Origin of the sequence: Pseudomonas sp. H26/SER47-MNA-CIBAN-0231 (genome assembly GCF_040310465.1) — a bacterium.
GTDB lineage: Bacteria > Pseudomonadota > Gammaproteobacteria > Pseudomonadales > Pseudomonadaceae > Aquipseudomonas > Aquipseudomonas atacamensis.
This window is the reverse complement of sequence record NZ_JBEOPW010000001.1, coordinates 555,249-572,474: the sequence shown is the minus strand read 5'-3', so window position 1 is coordinate 572,474 and position 17,226 is coordinate 555,249. Positions and strand designations below refer to the sequence as shown.

At 57.5% G+C, this 17,226-nt stretch carries 13 protein-coding genes; 8 read left to right on the top strand and 5 right to left on the bottom strand.

The features are described 5' to 3' along the window. The first annotated feature begins 75 nt into the window (after positions 1 to 75). A complete protein-coding gene (locus tag AAEZ10_RS02555) occupies positions 76 to 255 on the top strand; it encodes a hypothetical protein (RefSeq protein WP_151552681.1) in 180 nt (59 codons plus the stop codon). 15 nt (positions 256 to 270) lie between these two features. On the opposite strand, the gene AAEZ10_RS02550 is transcribed toward AAEZ10_RS02555, so the two are convergent. Both AAEZ10_RS02550 and AAEZ10_RS02545 read right to left on the bottom strand, forming a co-directional pair. After that, entirely contained in the window at positions 271 to 1,572 is a 1,302-nt protein-coding gene (locus tag AAEZ10_RS02550; RefSeq protein WP_151552683.1) for an ATP-binding protein, read from the bottom strand. Positions 1,573 to 1,576: 4 nt separating this feature from the next. After that, positions 1,577 to 2,278 carry a response regulator gene (locus AAEZ10_RS02545; protein WP_016774890.1) on the bottom strand — a complete coding sequence of 234 codons (702 nt, stop codon included), beginning with the start codon at positions 2,276 to 2,278 and terminating at the stop codon, positions 1,577 to 1,579. A 276-nt stretch (positions 2,279 to 2,554) separates the two neighbouring features. Here AAEZ10_RS02545 and AAEZ10_RS02540 point away from each other — a divergent pair, with 276 nt between their 5' ends. From AAEZ10_RS02540 to AAEZ10_RS02525, 4 genes are all read left to right on the top strand, one after another. Continuing rightward, positions 2,555 to 3,712: an efflux RND transporter periplasmic adaptor subunit gene (locus AAEZ10_RS02540; protein WP_122704177.1), complete on the top strand. Its 1,158-nt coding sequence runs from the start codon at positions 2,555 to 2,557 to the stop codon at positions 3,710 to 3,712. A gap of 15 nt (positions 3,713 to 3,727) precedes the next feature. After that, a complete protein-coding gene (locus tag AAEZ10_RS02535; protein ID WP_350567443.1) occupies positions 3,728 to 6,820 on the top strand; it encodes a multidrug efflux RND transporter permease subunit in 3,093 nt (1,030 codons plus the stop codon). A gap of 146 nt (positions 6,821 to 6,966) precedes the next feature. Further along, positions 6,967 to 7,608, top strand: a complete 642-nt coding sequence (locus AAEZ10_RS02530) for a DUF1345 domain-containing protein (RefSeq protein ID WP_073476620.1) — start codon at positions 6,967 to 6,969, stop codon at positions 7,606 to 7,608. Between the two features lie 167 nt (positions 7,609 to 7,775). Then, positions 7,776 to 8,285, top strand: coding sequence for a hypothetical protein (locus AAEZ10_RS02525; RefSeq protein WP_016774894.1), 510 nt, complete (start codon positions 7,776 to 7,778; stop codon positions 8,283 to 8,285). A 50-nt stretch (positions 8,286 to 8,335) separates the two neighbouring features. Here AAEZ10_RS02525 and AAEZ10_RS02520 read toward each other — a convergent pair whose 3' ends face one another. The 3 genes from AAEZ10_RS02520 to AAEZ10_RS02510 form a co-directional block, all read right to left on the bottom strand. Then, entirely contained in the window at positions 8,336 to 10,774 is a 2,439-nt protein-coding gene (locus tag AAEZ10_RS02520) for an autotransporter outer membrane beta-barrel domain-containing protein (protein WP_073476623.1), read from the bottom strand. A gap of 250 nt (positions 10,775 to 11,024) precedes the next feature. Continuing rightward, positions 11,025 to 13,109: a hypothetical protein gene (locus AAEZ10_RS02515; RefSeq protein WP_073476625.1), complete on the bottom strand. Its 2,085-nt coding sequence runs from the start codon at positions 13,107 to 13,109 to the stop codon at positions 11,025 to 11,027. Between the two features lie 104 nt (positions 13,110 to 13,213). After that, the gene (locus tag AAEZ10_RS02510; RefSeq protein WP_073476628.1) at positions 13,214 to 14,059 is read right to left on the bottom strand and encodes a hypothetical protein; all 846 of its coding nucleotides are present in this window, start codon (positions 14,057 to 14,059) and stop codon (positions 13,214 to 13,216) included. Positions 14,060 to 14,296: 237 nt separating this feature from the next. Here AAEZ10_RS02510 and AAEZ10_RS02505 point away from each other — a divergent pair, with 237 nt between their 5' ends. The 3 genes from AAEZ10_RS02505 to AAEZ10_RS02495 all read left to right on the top strand — a co-directional run bounded on the left by AAEZ10_RS02505 (position 14,297) and on the right by AAEZ10_RS02495 (position 17,192). Beyond that, positions 14,297 to 15,325: a LacI family DNA-binding transcriptional regulator gene (locus AAEZ10_RS02505; protein WP_110645405.1), complete on the top strand. Its 1,029-nt coding sequence runs from the start codon at positions 14,297 to 14,299 to the stop codon at positions 15,323 to 15,325. 96 nt (positions 15,326 to 15,421) lie between these two features. Next, the gene (locus AAEZ10_RS02500) at positions 15,422 to 16,204 is read left to right on the top strand and encodes a sugar phosphate isomerase/epimerase family protein (protein WP_217848947.1); all 783 of its coding nucleotides are present in this window, start codon (positions 15,422 to 15,424) and stop codon (positions 16,202 to 16,204) included. Beyond that, complete coding sequence (locus AAEZ10_RS02495) at positions 16,197 to 17,192, top strand: sugar kinase (RefSeq protein WP_350567436.1); 996 nt, start codon at positions 16,197 to 16,199, stop codon at positions 17,190 to 17,192. The genes AAEZ10_RS02500 and AAEZ10_RS02495 overlap by 8 nt, the downstream gene beginning before the upstream one ends. The last annotated feature ends 34 nt before the right edge of the window (positions 17,193 to 17,226 follow it).

Sequence of the window (17,226 nt, the reverse complement as noted above, 5' to 3'; positions counted from 1 at the left end):
ATCATCCGCAGAACTGCACAGTCACTGCAAAGGAGAACAACAACTTCCCCAAGCTGATAAAAGTGGAGATTGACCATGAACATTCGCCAAGTGCTGTTCGCCGTCCCGCTGCTGGTCGCCGCCCTGTCCAGCCCTGCTGTTTTTGCTGTCGATGAAAGCGACGCCGTCAAGAAACCCGAATGCCCGAAAGGCCAGGTCTGGGACAGTAAAACCCAGCAATGCGTGTTGCAGACCAGCGCCACAACGCAGCCCTGATATTCGTCATCCGGTTCAGGCCATGGCCGGCAACCACAGCCTGAATCGCGCCCCACCCAGCGGCGAACTCTCAACGGTTAGTGTGCCGCCCTGCGCTTCGAGCGCGCGGCGGCTGATCGCCAAACCGAGGCCGAATCCGCCGGTCGCGCGATCACGGCTGCGGTCGAGCCGATAGAACGGTTCAAAGATCCGCTCGCGCTCGTCGTCGGGAATGCCGATGCCATCGTCGTCAACCCATATCTCACAACCGCCCCCAATGACCTGCACGCCAATCTGAATGCGCTTTTCGCAATAGCGCATGGCATTGCGCAACAGGTTCTGGATGGCCCGAGCGGTCAGGCGCGGATCCAGCGCAAAGCGTTCGAGCTGACCGTGCAACAGAACGTCAATCACGATTTCCGGCGATTCCAGCTCCTCATCGACGCTGCCGAGAATGCTGTCGATGAACTCGTCGAGCGACACCTCGATGCGCTCGGGCGATTGCGCCGGGTTTTGCAAACGGCTGTAGGAGAGCAACTCCAGCACCAATTCATCCAGCTCACGAATGTGCGCGACCAAACTCTGCAAGCGCTCGCGGCTGGCGGCTGGCAAGTCTTCTGACAACGCCAGCGCCAGGCCGAAATCCAGACGCGTCAACGGCGTACGCAGTTCATGGGAAACGGCGTTAAGCAGATCACGTTGCTGGTTGAGCAGGTTTTCGATATCGCCGGCCATGGTGTCGAACACGTTGGCGAGACTGCCGATGTTCGAACTCGGGGCGATTCTGGTTCGTTCGCTCAAATGTCCCTTGCCGAAGCGTTCGGCAGTGCCCTTCAGACGTTCAAGATCGCGCCAGTGCGGGCGCAACCAGAGCAGCAGGCAGCCGAGCAACATGGCGCCGATCAGCACGTTGATGCTCCAGTACAACAGATCGACGTCGACCGGATCCGGCGGTACGACCATACGCACGGCCATGTCCGCATTCAGCGGAGTTACCGCCAATGTGCGCCAGCCCCAGTCGCCGATGCGCACCACGTTTTCACCACGGTGCAGACGTTCCTGCTCGATGGGAGTGAACACCGGGTCGTCGATTGGCGTCAGGACGATGTGCAGCGGCTGGAATTCCTTGTCCATCGCCGCTGCAATCTCCGGCCACTGCTCTTGCGGCGCGGCATGAAACTGCTTGGTGATCAGCGATTGCAGACCTCGGGAAAAATCCAGGTTGTAGGTGACGAAGCGATCCCGGAAGGCCATGACCACCAGATCCGGCACTAGATAGATCGCCGCGCTATAGGAGACGATCGTCACCAGATACAGGCGAAACAGAATGCGAAACATCAGCTCAGCATTCCCATTCGGAGCGGCTGAACAGATAGCCCTTGCCCCACACAGTCTTGATCTTGCGCGCCTCGCCGGCGTGATCATCGAACTTGCGCCGCAGCTTGGAAATCGCCACGTCCACCGAGCGGTCAGTGCCATTGAACTCGATGCCGCGCAACCGCTGCAGAATCTGATCGCGACTCAGCACTTCGCCGGCGTGCCGGGCCAGCACCACCAGTAAATTGTATTCGCCGCTGGACAGCTCAACCGCTTGATCACGCCAGGTCACGGTGCGCTCGGACAGGTCAATGCACAGATTGCCCATGACGATCCGGTCATTAACCGCCAAAGGCTCGCCGAGGCTGCTGCGCCGCAACAAGGTACGCACCCGAGCCAGCAGCACCCGTGGCTCGCAGGGTTTGGTGACGTAATCGTCAGCGCCCATTTCCAGGCCCAGCACCTGATCATGGCTGTCATCGCGGGCCGTGAGCATGAGGATCGGCAGTGTCGCTGAATCGGCGCGCAGCAAGCGGCACACCTGCAAGCCGTCGAGGCCCGGGAGCATGAGGTCGAGGATCACCAGATCCGGCGGGCTGATCCGCGCCCGTTCGCGCACATGGTCGCCACGGCCGATGACGCTGACGGAGTAACCGTTGCGCTCCAGGTAGCTGGAAATCAGTTCGGCGAGGGCGGTGTCGTCTTCGACCAGGAGGATGTTGGGCATGGGGTGTTCCAGATATTGCTGAGGTATATGTCAGACCGCTTTCGCGAGCAAGCTCGCTCCCACAGTGGTTTTGCATTGTTCACAAAACTCATGTGGGAGCGAGCTTGCTCGCGAAAGCGGTTCAACCGTCACAAAAGAATTCAAGGTCTGCAGGATATACGCCCTCACCCGCCACGGAGCAAAACCCTTACACAATTTCACACAGCAGCTACAAAGCTTCACCGCTAACCTCCCCGTCTGGCCGTAGGATGCGGCCTTCAATATTGGGGGTTGTACATGTCTGGAAAACTGCTGGCCGGGCTCGGCCTGATCGCATTGGCGCTGACGCTGAGCGCTTGTGATTCATCCTCGAACGCCGAAGAGCAGACGCCGCCGGCCACGGTGCGCGTCGAGACCATTAAAACCCAGCCATTGTCGATCAGCAGCGAACTGAGCGGCCGCATCGCCGCGCCACGGATTGCCGAAGTGCGTGCGCGAGTGGCCGGCGTAGTTTTGCAACGCACCTACCGCGAAGGCAGTGACGTGAAAAAAGGCGATGTGCTGTTCCGCATTGACCCGGCGCCGTTCAAGGCTGATCTGGACAGTGCCGAAGCGGCGTTGCGCAAGGCCGAGGCCAACGCCTTTCAGGCGAAACTGCAAGAACAACGCTACGCCCAATTGATCGAAGACAAGGCCATCAGCGGCCAGGACTACGACAACGCCCGCGCCGCTGCCCGGCAGACCGCCGCTGATGTCGCCGCCAGCAAGGCAGCGCTGGAACGGGCGAAACTGAACCTCGGTTATGCCACCGTCACCGCGCCGATCTCCGGCCGCATCGGCCGCGCGCTGGTCACCGAAGGTGCGCTGGTGGGGCAGAACGAAACCACGCCGCTGGCGCTGATTCAGCAGCTCAACCCGATCCATGCCGACCTGACCCAGTCGACTCGCGAGCTCAACGAACTGCGTCGAGCATTTCGTTCCGGACAGTTGAAGGAAATCGGTCAGGATCAGGTCAAGGCCACGCTGATTCAGGATGACGGCAGCCTGTACCCGCTGCCGGGCAAGCTGCTGTTCAGCGACATCACAGTTGACCCGGGCACCGGCCAGATCATCCTGCGCAGCGAGTTTCCCAACCCGGATCTCGACCTGCTGCCGGGCAGTTTCATCCGTGTACGCCTTGAACAGGCCACCATCCAGAACGGCATCACTGTGCCGCAACGCGCGGTGCAGCGTGACAGCGCGGGCATTGCCCAAGTGCTCACCGTCGACGAGCAGATGCGCGTGGCGCAGCAACCGGTGCAACTGGGTGCGGTGCAGAACAATCGCTGGATCGTCACCGGTGGTCTTAAGCCCGGCGACCGCATCGTCACCGAAGGCCTGCAACACGCCCGTCCCGGGGAAAAGGTACAGATCGACGAAACCCCACTTCCACTTGCCCAGGCCACTGGTCAGTAAGCAGGACGCTCTTATATGCCGCAGTTCTTTATCGACCGCCCGGTGTTTGCCTGGGTGGTCGCCCTGTTCATCCTGTTGGCCGGTGCGCTGGCCATTCCGCAGTTGCCGGTCGCGCAATACCCCGACGTCGCACCGCCGCAGATCGAAATCTATGCCGTCTACCCAGGCGCCTCGGCGCAGACCGTCGATGAGAGCGTGGTCAGCCTGATCGAGGAAGAACTCAACGGCGCCGATCACCTGCTCTATTTCGAATCGCAGAGTAGCCTCGGCAGCGCGACGATCAAAGCCACGTTCCAACCGGGCACCAACCCCGAGCTGGCGCAGGTCGATGTGCAAAACCGCCTCAAGGTCGTCGAGTCGCGCCTGCCGCAAGCGGTCAATCAGCAAGGTTTGCAGGTGGAGAAAGTCTCTTCCGGTTTCCTCTTGCTCATCACTTTGACCTCCAGCGACGGCAAGCTCGATGACGTGGCGCTCAGTGATTATCTGGCGCGCAACGTGATGAACGAGATCAAGCGCCTGGACGGTGTCGGCAAGGCGCAGTTGTACGGCGCCGAACGGGCCATGCGCATCTGGATCGATCCGCAGAAACTCATCGCCTTCAACCTGACGCCGGCGGATGTCAACGAAGCCATCGTCGCGCAGAACGCCCGGGTTTCGGCGGGTAGCATCGGTGATCTGCCGTCACCTTCGACGCAGGAAATCACCGCGACAATTCTGGTCAAAGGCCAATTGTCGACGCCGCAGGAGTTCGCCGACATCGTGCTCAAGGCCAACCGCGACGGCTCCACGGTGCGCATCGGTGATGTCGCGCGCGTCGAAATCGGCAGCCAGGAATATCAGTTCGGCACTCGCCTCAACGGCAAGCCTTCCACCGCCGTCGGCGTGCAGCTGTCTCCCGGCGCCAACGCACTGAACACCGCGACGCTGGTGCGGGCGAAGATGGATGAGCTGGCGCGCTACTTCCCGGCCGGCGTGGAGTACAAGATTCCGTACGACACCTCGCCCTTCGTCAAAGTCTCGATCACCAAAGTGATCTACACCCTTGGCGAAGCGATGTTGCTGGTATTTGCGGTGATGTTCCTGTTCCTGCAGAACGTGCGCTACACGCTGATCCCGACGCTGGTGGTGCCTGTGGCGCTGATGGGCACGTTCGCGACCATGCTGGCGCTGGGCTTCTCGATCAACGTGCTGACCATGTTCGGCATGGTGCTGGCCATCGGCATTCTGGTGGATGACGCCATCGTCGTGGTGGAGAACGTCGAACGGATCATGGCCACCGAGGGCCTGTCGCCCAAGGAAGCCACCCGCAAAGCGATGGCGCAGATTACCGGCGCGATTATCGGCATCACTCTGGTGCTGGTCGCGGTGTTTATTCCGATGGCGTTCATGCAGGGCTCGGTCGGCGTGATCTACCAACAGTTCTCGCTGTCCATGGCGACGTCGATTCTGTTCTCGGCGTTTCTCGCCCTGACGTTGACGCCGGCGTTGTGCGCAACATTGCTCAAGCCTGTCGCCAAGGGTGAGCATCACGAGAAGTCCGGATTCTTTGGCTGGTTCAATCGTCGTTTCGAGCAACTGACCGATCGCTATCAGGGTTGGGTCGGCTATGCGCTCAAGCGCACCGGTCGCTACCTGATGATCTACGTCGTCCTGTTGATTGGACTTGGGTTCTGTTTCGCGCGCCTGCCCTCCTCGTTTCTGCCGACCGAGGATCAGGGCTATACCATCACCGATATTCAACTGCCGCCCGGCGCGACGAAGAACCGTACTGTACAAGTGGCCGAACAGCTCGAAGCGCACAACGCCGGTGAGCCGGGGATCAGTGACAGCGTAGTGATCCTGGGTTTCAGCTTCTCCGGTAGCGGGCAGAATGCGGCGCTGGCGTTTTCGACGCTCAAGGATTGGTCTGAACGTGGCGGAGACGATTCCGCCAGTTCCATCGCCGACCGCGCCAACGTTGCCCTGAGCCAGATAAAGGATGCCATGGCGTTCTCGGTGCTGCCGCCGCCGGTGGATGGCCTCGGTACTTCCAGCGGTTTCGAGTTCCGATTGCAGGATCGCGCAGGCCTCGGTCACGCGACGCTGATGCAGGCGCGCACCGAACTTCTGGCCGCCGCCGAGAAAAGTCCGGTGCTTATGAACGTGCGCGAAAGTGCTCTGGCCGAAGCGCCGCAAGTGCAGTTGGTTGTAGACCGTAAGAAGGCCAATGCCCTGGGTGTATCGTTTGCCGAAATCGGCAGCGTGCTGTCCACTGCGGTGGGTTCCAGCTACATCAACGATTTCCCGAATCAGGGCCGCATGCAGCGCGTCGTCGTGCAAGCCGAAGGCGACCAGCGCAGCCAAGTGGACGACTTGCTGAAAATGCACGTGCGCAACAACGCCGGGAACATGGTGCCGCTGTCGGCATTCGTCCAGGCGAACTGGATTCAAGGTCCTGCGCAGTTGACACGGTACAACGGTTATCCAGCGATCGCGATTTCAGGCGAACCGTCACCGGGTCATAGCACCGGCGAAGCCATGGCGGAAGTCGAGCGTCTGGTCGCGCAGGGGCCGAAGGGTCTGGGCCAGGAATGGACTGGTCTCTCGTTGCAGGAACGTTTGTCAGGCAATCAGGCGCCGATCCTGCTCGGCTTGTCGCTGCTGGTGGTGTTCCTGTGCCTGGCGGCGCTGTACGAGAGCTGGTCGATCCCGACTTCGGTGTTGCTGGTGGTACCGCTGGGTGTGCTCGGCGCGGTGCTGGCGGTGACGTTGCGCGGGATGCCCAATGATGTGTTCTTCAAGGTTGGACTGATCACCATCATTGGTCTGTCGGCGAAGAACGCGATCCTGATCATCGAGTTCGCCAAGAGCTTGTATGACGAAGGTCACGATCTGATCGATGCGACGTTGCAGGCCGCGCGTTTGCGTCTGCGGCCGATCGTGATGACATCGCTGGCGTTCATTCTCGGTGTGGTGCCGTTGGCCATCGCCACTGGTGCCAGTTCGGCAAGTCAGCAGGCGATCGGCACTGGCGTGATCGGCGGGATGATCACCGCTACGCTGGCAGTCATCTTCGTCCCCGTGTTCTTCGTCGTCGTCATGAAGCTAGTACAACGATTCACCAAATGACACTGATCTAATTGTAGGAGCTGCCGAAGGCTGCGATCTTTTGACTTTGCTTTTAGAAGATCAAAAGATCGCAGCCTTCGGCAGCTCTTACAAAAGCCGGATCGCCTGCGCTATGGTGCGCTGACAGTTCACCAACGTGAGTCACCATGCGCTTCCTCGCCCGTACGCACCCTCGCCTTTCCGGCGCCGCCCTGTTCGGCCTCGCAACGGGTCTGCTGGTCCCGGCCGATTCCATCGTCAGCAAAATCCTCATTGGCTGGAACGTCGGTGTCTGGACTTACCTGGTTCTGATGTTCTGGCTGACCATACGCGCCAAGGCCCCGGATGTGCGTCGCATCGCCGAGATCGAGGATGAAAACGCCGGACTGGTGCTTTTCGTCGTGTGCATCGCCGCGCTGGCAAGCCTGGCCACCATCACATTTGAACTGGCGGGCAGCAAAGATCTGGATAACACACACAAATTGATGCACTACGGCTTCACAGCGCTGACGGTGATCGGCTCATGGCTGCTGATTGGGGTGATCTTTTGCGTGCACTACGCGAGGTTGTTTTACACCTGGAACGGCAAGGAGCCGGCACTGCATTTTGCTGAAGGACTGACCACCCCCAATTATTGGGATTTTCTGTACTTCTCGTTCACCATCGGCGTGGCTGTGCAGACTTCGGATGTAGGTGTTGCGACACGGGATATTCGAAAGATTGTGCTGGCGCAGTCGTTGATCGGTTTCGTGTTCAATACAGCGATCCTCGGGTTCTCGATCAATATTGCAGCAGGGTTGTTCGGCTGAAAAACACGGCATGTTCCTGCTGCTCAAAGCTCACAAAAAAGTGCGCCTGTAAACTGTCAACACTGACAGTTTACAGGCGCACTGCATTCAGGCTTCCATACAACATCCAGAAGTAGGACGGGTCAGTCTTTGGATGTCCCCAACCATATCGTATGGAGATATAACTCATGAGCTATACAGCCCGAGCCTACAGGACGATCTTGCCGGATACAGCGCAGACCTTTTTGTCAGCCACGATCAACGGCGATGCCAATCCACGCTACAGGTTTGTCAAAGTCCCTCAGTTTATGGAGTTTCGATCTACCTCTGTGCCTTCCTTCGGGCCTAAGCCCTACCCGGAAGGCTTGCGTTACGTTTTGACAGCTGGACACACCAAGGATGGTGTGACGCGTACGCTTGAGTTTGTGTTCCCTTTCAAACCTCAATCGTTGAGCTATGACCTGTCCAAAGATAGCGATGATGTCAGAAGCACCTACTATTCCAATCCCGCGACGGGCGACCTGCATGTCTCTGTGAGCGGGAGCCTGACATTGAAATATGACGACATTGAAAAAACACTGAGAGGCACTTGGTCCGGCACATATGACCATGGTGGAGAGAATGGCACCGAAGAGTTCCCGATTGCTGGGGAATTTGTCGTTGACGCCGACCTGAGCAAAAGAAAAAGCACTTACTGACTACGGAAAAAAGGAAGCTGCGAGGCTTCCTTTTTTTTATGCTGATGCAATCAGAAACTGAAGCTCAGCCCGACACTCCCTCCCAGCTCCTGGTCAGCTTTGCTGCCCCTGCTGGTTCCTAGCTCGCCATATACCTGCCATTTGTTATTGGCCGGAACCCAGTTGAGGCCACCGGTCAGCTCGAGGTTGGTGCTGGACAAGTCGTTGTTGAATCCAGTGTCATTGACGCTGACACGGTTGTTGTTAACGAATTCATGACTTACCGCCGCGTGCAGCCTGGGTTGCAGTTTGCCGCCATTGTTCAGCACCACCTCGCGGCCAACTGTCATTCCGACCTTGCCGAGCAATGAGCGGGTCTCGTTGCTGTCTACCTGCAGCCCATTGTCCAGCTGATAATCTTTGCCTTTTACCGTCGCTACACCAAACTGGGCAGAGGGCTCGATGAAATAGCCTCGATTCAAGACTATATGCTTGCCCACTTCGACGGTCCCACTGATCCCGAGATTATCGAAGTCACCCTTTGTTCGAGTGTCATCGCTCAATGTGACTTTGACGTCATTACTGAAACGGTTGATTTTGCCAACGGTATCCACGTAGTACCCGGTCATTTCGTCGTACCACGACAGATACATCCCGCCATAGGTGCTATTGATCGTGCCCGCGCTGCCGCGGGCCAGGTCAAGGCGAGTGGTGCTGTATCCACCAAAAACCCCAATCAACCATTGGCCATCACCCATCGGTAGTGGCGTATCCACCCCCAACGAGACGCCAGTCTGATTTTGTTTGTAACCATCGCCATAGGCATTCTTGACGTTGTACTGATTGGCATGAGTCCGTATCCACAGGCCGGTGGTCGCGTTCTGATTATCTGAGTCCAATGCAGCAATCGATTGCGATCGGGGCTGAGTGCCGGCCATGCGACGGTCGCCGAGGCGGGTATTGAGAGTGGTCATTTCCGAATAGATAACCGTAGGAGCGGTACCGGCAATCGCCAACGCCGTTTGCGTACCTGTGCTCGGCGTTGTCCCATCAGTTCGCAGGAAAATACCTTCGCCTTCTCGCACCAGTTTGTACGCCAAAGCACCACGATCAACCTGACCGTTTCTCAGATCGAACTCAGCATCCCCGCCAGCGATGTTAGCCACTTGAACCGGTGCACCGGTGACAGGTTCGCTGGCGCTTGCACCGACTACCAGCTCGTGCCGGCCACTGGCTGATTCCGTGACATTGAGAAAGTCCGTTTCACCGGTGGACACGTCAGCATCCAAAAAAAACCGGCCGTTGCCTGACAAGTTGGCAACGTCCAGGCGGACGAACTCGGCGGGCGTGCCGAATCTCACGTTCCCGCCCTGCATTTCGAGATTCGATAACGAATTGTTGCCAACCAGGTTCCATTCAGCGCCACGCCCGATGGACATAGCGCTGACGCCAGTAACCGAACCGTGCAGGATCGAGTCGTTGTCCAGCATCACGACGCCAGTCCCGGAGCCCTGAATGTCACCGGTGAGTATGCTTCGGGTATCGAGCGAAACAAAATCGACGTTGATCAAATTGCCGTCGAGGCTGGCATTGTTTTGCAAGAAAACCGCGGCGGTCCCGCCGTCAGCAACCGCTACATTGCCGGTCAACTGGCTGTCGTCGATTTGAAAGCGCGCTGCTGCGCCATCAATGACCTCGACGATATTACCGTTGCCGCCGATCAGATTCGAACGGTTAGCTATCTCGATCAATACCGGTTGATCGTCTGGCGTTGCAAAATCGACTTTGATCGCTGCGCCGGTGCGGCCCTGCACGGTTGACCCATCAATCTTCAGTACACTCTGTGCGGTGACATCGCTCGGGTTAAGGACAGTATCCTCGCCAAAGATGATCCCATCCAGTTCTCCGATGACCTCGCTGGCTGCACTGATGTTGACGTTGCCGCCGTAAAGTTCGAGGCCAACACTATCTGCGTCGGTCCCTTCAACCCGGCTGTCCACCAGATTCAAGGTACTGAGGGATGTTATCGCTGCGCCCGAGAAACCTCCTGTCAGCGTACTGCCAGTGACGGTCGCTGTTGAACCAACGGGTACGTTCAGGTCGCGCGTAAGCGACATTGCTCTGCCATCGCTGGACAGCGTACTGCCGGACACCACTGCCGAGCTGTCGGTCAAGCTCAGCGCAGTGTCGAAATTGCTACCGGTCACCCTCGCCCCATCCAGAGTTACGAGGGCGTTTGAGGCTTCAATCTGGGCAGTGTTGGCGGAAATCGCATTCAACGTTCCACCGCCGACCACAATGTTAAGCGCGTCACCACCATTGAGGTTAAGCGTGGCAGTGGCAGGGATAAACCAGGCTTCTGGCGTAGCACCGACGGATACGGTTTCGACTTCACCAGGATTGAGATTCCGGGAAAAGGCCGTCTCGGATATCGCGATCAGTAATGCTGCACAAGAGAGCGTGCCAGTGAGTTTCAAAACTGTCGGTCCCAAGCTATTTTCAAACGTCATATACACTTCTCGTTGAGGTTAATCGGGACGGAAGAAGGACGGTTCAGACGTACATATTCCATCAGACGACCTTTGTAGGCGACGCCGGAGAATACCTGCTAGTCCGGACTTTCTCTGTAGGACTAATCCTCTTAGTAGGTGGGCTTAATCGCCAACTCGCGACATTTCGAGATGTTTCTTACTTCTCCAATTAAATTGCATTGCCTGAAGAGGCTGGCTCTTCCGGCAATGCAATGATCGCGAATGCCATTTATGAAGCAGGCGCAGGATCCCAGCCCGGTTCCGACTCGCAGTACAGGAAGTCACCATTGAGCAAGTAAACGACCATTTCCTGAACTTCTGACGTCGTTACAGTTGGCGTCGAGTACCAGATTTTCACATAGCCCGCATAAAAATCGTTTCGATCAGGAGGGGTAGCAGGAGGACGAGGAAGATTACGAATAAAAGGCACATATGGCACCTCCCAAAGCATCCCGTCCTTTAGCTCCTGCAAAGTGATCGCACGTGTATCACTAAACACGGTATCAGCCGGCGCATCTACTGTATAAGCATCGTCATGCCAACCTTGCCAATTGAATGTGATGTCCATTCCATCGGTGAAATGATCATTGGGCTTGATCAAGAACGTCGCAACGTGATCCTCCCCCGCCAAGCTCTCGCAGATAATGTTTGGGTACTCGGTGCCATCGGTCGGTGGACGCTGGAACTCTGGCTTATCAAGAACAATAACTACTGTATTGACATTCACTGTCTCTTTTGCCGAATCCTGGCTATTGTTTCGAGCGGGGTTTTCATATGTCCACCAAGCCTCTTTAGGCCCAATACCACCCGGACCGACAACGCTATATGGCAGATCTATCTGAACGACCGTATTGATATTCGATACATCCATTGCTATTGAATTAACAATGATTTCGCCTTGATCACCGAGATACTTCAGAGTGACCAGATCGCCTGCTTCGGGTTCAGGGAATGTCGTTCCGGCGGTGACAGGCGATACATCGATGTGAGCCTTGGCTGTCTGATCGACATCATGAGGGCCCAGCACGTTATCCGTAACAGGTGCCTGTCCGCGAACGATCAATTTGCGGAATTCTGGATTTACCTCAGGGGGGGGGGTCGTCGGGTCAACCGTGTAAGGCGGATACGTCGAGAAATCTGTTTTTACAGTTATTGTTCCACTGTCGATCGATAAACCGCCACGCATCAAGTCAGCTTTGATGACCACGTCCAACTCAAAATTCGTACCCGTCTGGTTATCGAAGTACTCCTTGCTCAGACTCGACCAAGGAATAGTAAACTCCAGCTCCGTGAGTGCATTGAATTGGAGATCCTGGGCCGGTTGAGCGCCGTACGTCAGGCTCACTCCGTCGGTGCCGATTGTATCTGCCAACCGGCTGACTTTTACCTTCACACCTGCACGCGCATCGTTTAGATCAATCAGACCATCTTCGTTTGCCGGGACGGTAATGACCCCCAGTTTAGGCAGTGGCAAAAAACGTACGTTTTTGAAATACACACCCCATGCGCTCGGGTTGCCAGCAACGTCAGTGATGATGAACCAGATGAACGCTCTGCCGCTCGTTACCTTGCGAAGCTCCGCGGTCGGGATCGACAGCTTGCCATCGATAGGCATCGTTCCGTTGAAAAAAGGGGGCACCTGCGGAGGATTGGTACGTACGCCTCCCACGTACAGGGTTAACGTGTCATCGGGCTGAGCGTTGGCGTAGCCTGTATCAATTTCTACCTGCAATCCCCCTTCGTTACCTGGCTGATTCGCCCAGGTGTCATCCAGATCGCCCGGGGCATTGGGAAACGTGGCTGGCGGAACTGTTCTGGCGCCTGGAACCTGCCCTGGATTTGTCCCTGTTTGTGCAGGTTTCGCTTGCCAGGCACCGGTACGGTCGATGAAAAACTGCATCACAACACCGGTCAGCGGGTTGAGCCCCCGCTCAAACAGCACGCTACGAACCCAGATCGGCGTCGGTCCGTCCGGGGTCGCATTCTCACCCAGATATTCAGTGGGCACTGTGATCGGAAAATCTACAGGGCGGGTGCCCACGTCACCGAGCCTTACCCGGGGCAGCCGCGTGAAGTCTGTCGGCAACGGATTGGACGGGGGTTGAGTTCGCGTAACCTCAAGAGCAATCTGATCACCGTTATGGGGGTTCAACCACACATTGGTCTTGACCATAAGTGTCAGCGGGCCGCCCACAGGTATCGCAGCTATCGGAATAATGTCCTTGTTTGTACCGCGCCCGTCTGGCAATTCGGGGGTGGGTGCGGCAAGAATGCCTGCTTGGGTACTCGACTCCGCTGTTTGAATGCTTGTCATGTGCCTTCTCCATTGCGTAGAAAATGTTTTTTGATCCATGCATCTTCGACAATGGCGAACGTCGCCAACTGCTGTCTTAATATCGCTACCCTGTTGCGCCCTGATCACTTCATCCAACTTGAATCCGAGCAATACTTGCTTTCGCCCGGAATTTTCCTGTCTACCTTCACCAGCCCGGTAAACGAGCGAAAGATGGGTACACCGTTGCGCAATAGCTGGTAATTCACTATGGCCGAATCGTTTTCCTCCATGGGTGCTATATGTGAATCGAATGGCTTGATTACTATCTTGACCGGCTCCTTGGTTACAACATCTGTCACAACCTCAGTAAAGTTAAACACCTGTGTCAAAGGGTTTCCCGACCCGTTTAAAGAATCCCATGCCTGCCAATCGAGGCTGAGGACATCCGTAAGCTGAAACAAGTCATCGAAAGGAATTTCGATACGTACCCCTTCCCAGATAAACAAGGCTTCCGGATCTTCGGGATGGTTCTTGTAACAGCCGATATAACCCCAATCATCCGCATCGGGAAAAATAACCTCTTTCAAACGTTGCGGCGGCTTAACTATTGCAAAAGTCAGGCGTCGTGAAGGCGACGTAGTAGGGTTGATCGAACGTACTGTGTAAAAAAGCTCAAACGTAGCCAAATCCGGAAGTTTCTCGGGAGCCACTGGAATACGAAACTCCGGCGCATCATCCGCGGCCCCATATTCGGCATATGCGATGTAATCAGGGTTACCGACGATGAAAATCTCAACACGGTCTTTACGCACGCCTGAAACAGGAAAGTTCGGCCAGCGGTCAATAATACAAACGATGCCCACCTGTTTTGCGTCCGGCGGCAATGTTCCGGCGGGGTCAAGCGGATCGACGCCTTCCACTCTAGGCAAGCTCAGAAGCACACCGGGATTCAAGGGATTGCTGGAAGTTATTGGCGTTTCGATAGGCATGGAATTTCTCACTGGCGGGTCATCTTGGCCTGAAAGAAATTAAGCGCTGGTATTGGAAAGATTCCTACTGTCAGATCTGACAGGTAATCCGACCGTTTGTCGGAAACCAATTTTTGCCGTGACGACTTCTGCTGCATTTGGAGGTTGACGGCTTGAGGTCAGATGGTGTCTTCTGAAACCGGTTTCAGCGGTATTGGTGCCGTCAGACCGCTATATTCAAAAACAAGGTCTAACTCATTGAATGACTTCTCCGCCGCCCAGCGCAGCCGCGTGACCATGCTCGATGTCGCCGAGCGCGCCGGCGTGTCCAAGGCCAGCGTCTCACGTTTCATCGGCGATGACCGCGCCCTGCTCTCCGATGCCATAGCCCGGCGCATCGAGCAGGCGATTGATGAACTCGGCTACCGCCCCAACCAAATGGCCCGTGGCCTGAAACGCGGGCGTACGCGCCTGATCGGCATGCTTGTCGCCGATATCCGTAACCCCTATTCGATTGCCGTGATGCACGGGGTGGAAACCGCCTGCCGGGCGCACGGCTACAGCCTGGTGGTTTGCAACACCGACCGCGATGACGAGCAGGAGCGCCAGCATCTGGCGCTCCTGCGCTCGTACAACATCGAAGGGCTGATCGTGAACACGCTGGGCCATCACCGGGACGAACTGCACGAACTGCGCCGCGAGATGCCGCTGGTGCTGGTGGATCGCAAGGTCGACGGGCTCGACAGCGACATGGTCGGGTTGAACAACTCGCAAGCAGTAGAGATGGCGCTCGCGCATCTCGAGCAACGCGGATATCGGGATCTTTTGCTGGTGACTGAACCGTATGACGGCACCAGCTCGCGGATCGAGCGGGTCAGCAGTTTTCAGGCGCAGATTGCTCAGCGCTCAACCCTGACTGGGGCGGTGCTGGAAACCGGTGATGATCTGAACGCGCGACTTCAAAGCTTTTTAAACACACCCGGTGATGGCCCGAAAGCGCTGTTTTGCGCCAATGGCGTCGCGGCGCTGGCGGCGACTCATGCGTTGCGCATGCTGGGTGTGCGTTTGTTTAAAGACGTCGGATTGATTGCTCTGGATGATCTGGACTGGTATCCGCTGGTGGGCAGCGGAATTACCGCGCTGGCGCAGCCGACGCAAGAGATTGGCGCGCGGGCGTTTGAGTGTCTGCTCAAGCGTTTGCGCGGAGATGATGAGATGGCGCGGGTACTGGATTTTGCGCCGGCGCTGGTTGAGCGTGGGTCGACCCGTGAGGTTGGCGGAGTCTGATCTGACGCCTGCTCGCGAAAGGGCCTGCAAAAACACCACAGAACCATCTGATATTTTTTTGAACAAAAATGAAACCGGTTTCAGAGGTCAATAACAATGAATAAACCCGCCGTTTCCATCAGTCTGTCCAGCTACGGTGCCGAGCTCGTGCGCCAGCGTGGGCAGGATTGTTTTATCGACATCCTCGCGGCAGCCGGGGCGAATCGCATCGAGTGGCGTGAAGAGCTGCTGACCCGTGAAGACCCGGCGCAACTGGCTCAGGCTACCCAGGCGCAGGGCTTGCAAAGCATTTATTCCTCACCTACCGAACTCTGGCTCGCAGGGCAAGCGCAGCCGAATCCCGAATTGATTACCGCGCTGCAACAGGCCCAGGCGTTCGGTTCGAAATGGCTGAAAGTTTCGCTTGGCTATTTCACTGACAACTCTGATTTGCAGGCACTGGCCGAGCGACTCAAGCAAAGCCCGGTGCAACTGCTGGTGGAGAACGACCAGACCTTGCACGGCGGGCGCATCGAGCCGTTCCAGCGTTTCTTCGCCGCCGTCGAGCAGCACAACCTGCCGATCAAGATGACTTTCGACATCGGTAACTGGCACTGGCAGGATCAGTCCGCCGCCAGCGCCGCACGCGCGCTCGGCCGTCACGTCGGTTATGTGCATTGCAAAGCCGTTGCGCGCCGCGCCGACGGCAAACTGGTCGCCGTACCGCCGGCCATCAGCGACCTGCATCTTTGGGAACAACTGCTGCGGCACATGGACCAAGGCGTCATGCGCGCCGCCGAATACCCGCTGCAAGGCGATGACCTGGTGCAACTGACCCGTGAACACGTCGCCGCCCTCGCCCGCCTCGGTCAATCGCGCCTGGAGCCAGCTCATGTCTGAGATCGATATTCTTTCTTTCGGTGAAACCATGGCGATGCTGGTCGCCGAGCAGACCGGCGATCTGGCGAAGGTCGAGCGATTTCACAAACGGATTGCCGGGGCCGACAGCAACGTCGCGATCGGCTTGTCGCGCTTGGGTTTCAACGTCGCGTGGCTGAGCCGGGTCGGTACCGATTCGCTCGGACGCTTTGTGGTCGAGACGCTGATCAAGGAAGGTCTGGATTGCAGCCACGTCGAAGTCGATAAAAACCATCCGACCGGATTCCAGTTCAAATCGCGCAACGACGATGGCAGCGACCCGCAGGTGGAGTATTTCCGCCGTGGTTCGGCGGCCAGTCATCTGTCGCCGCACTCCATCAACGACAACCTGCTCAGCGCCCGCCATTTGCACGCCACCGGTATCCCACCGGCGCTCTCCGCCTCGGCGCGGGAAATGTCCCTCGAGCTGATGACCCGCATGCGCGCCGCCGGACGCAGCGTTTCATTCGACCCGAATCTGCGCCCGAGCCTGTGGGCCAACGAGGCCGAGATGATCCGCGAGATCAACCGCCTCGCCGCCCTCGCCCACTGGGTGTTGCCGGGGTTAAGCGAGGGCCGCTTGCTCAGCGGTTTCGACGACCCGGCCGACATTGCTGCGTTCTATCTGGACCAAGGTGCGGAGGCGGTGGCGATCAAGCTCGGGCCTGAGGGCGCTTATTACCGCACGCAGCTGGATCAGGGTTTCGTTGCCGGCGTGCCGGTGAGCAACGTGGTCGATACCGTGGGTGCCGGAGATGGCTTTGCGGTCGGGATGATCAGCGCCCTGCTCGAGCATCAGAGTTTTGCCGAGGCCGTGCAGCGAGCGAACTGGATTGGCAGTCGCGCGGTGCAGAGCCGTGGGGATATGGAGGGGTTGCCTTCCCGCTTGGAGTTGACCGCTGAATTCGCGAGCAGGCTCGCTCCCACAGGGGAACGCATTTCAAGCCTGCTCGCGAAGAGGCCCGCCTGATCACCGCAAATCAATGAACCTGCTGCGACAAAAA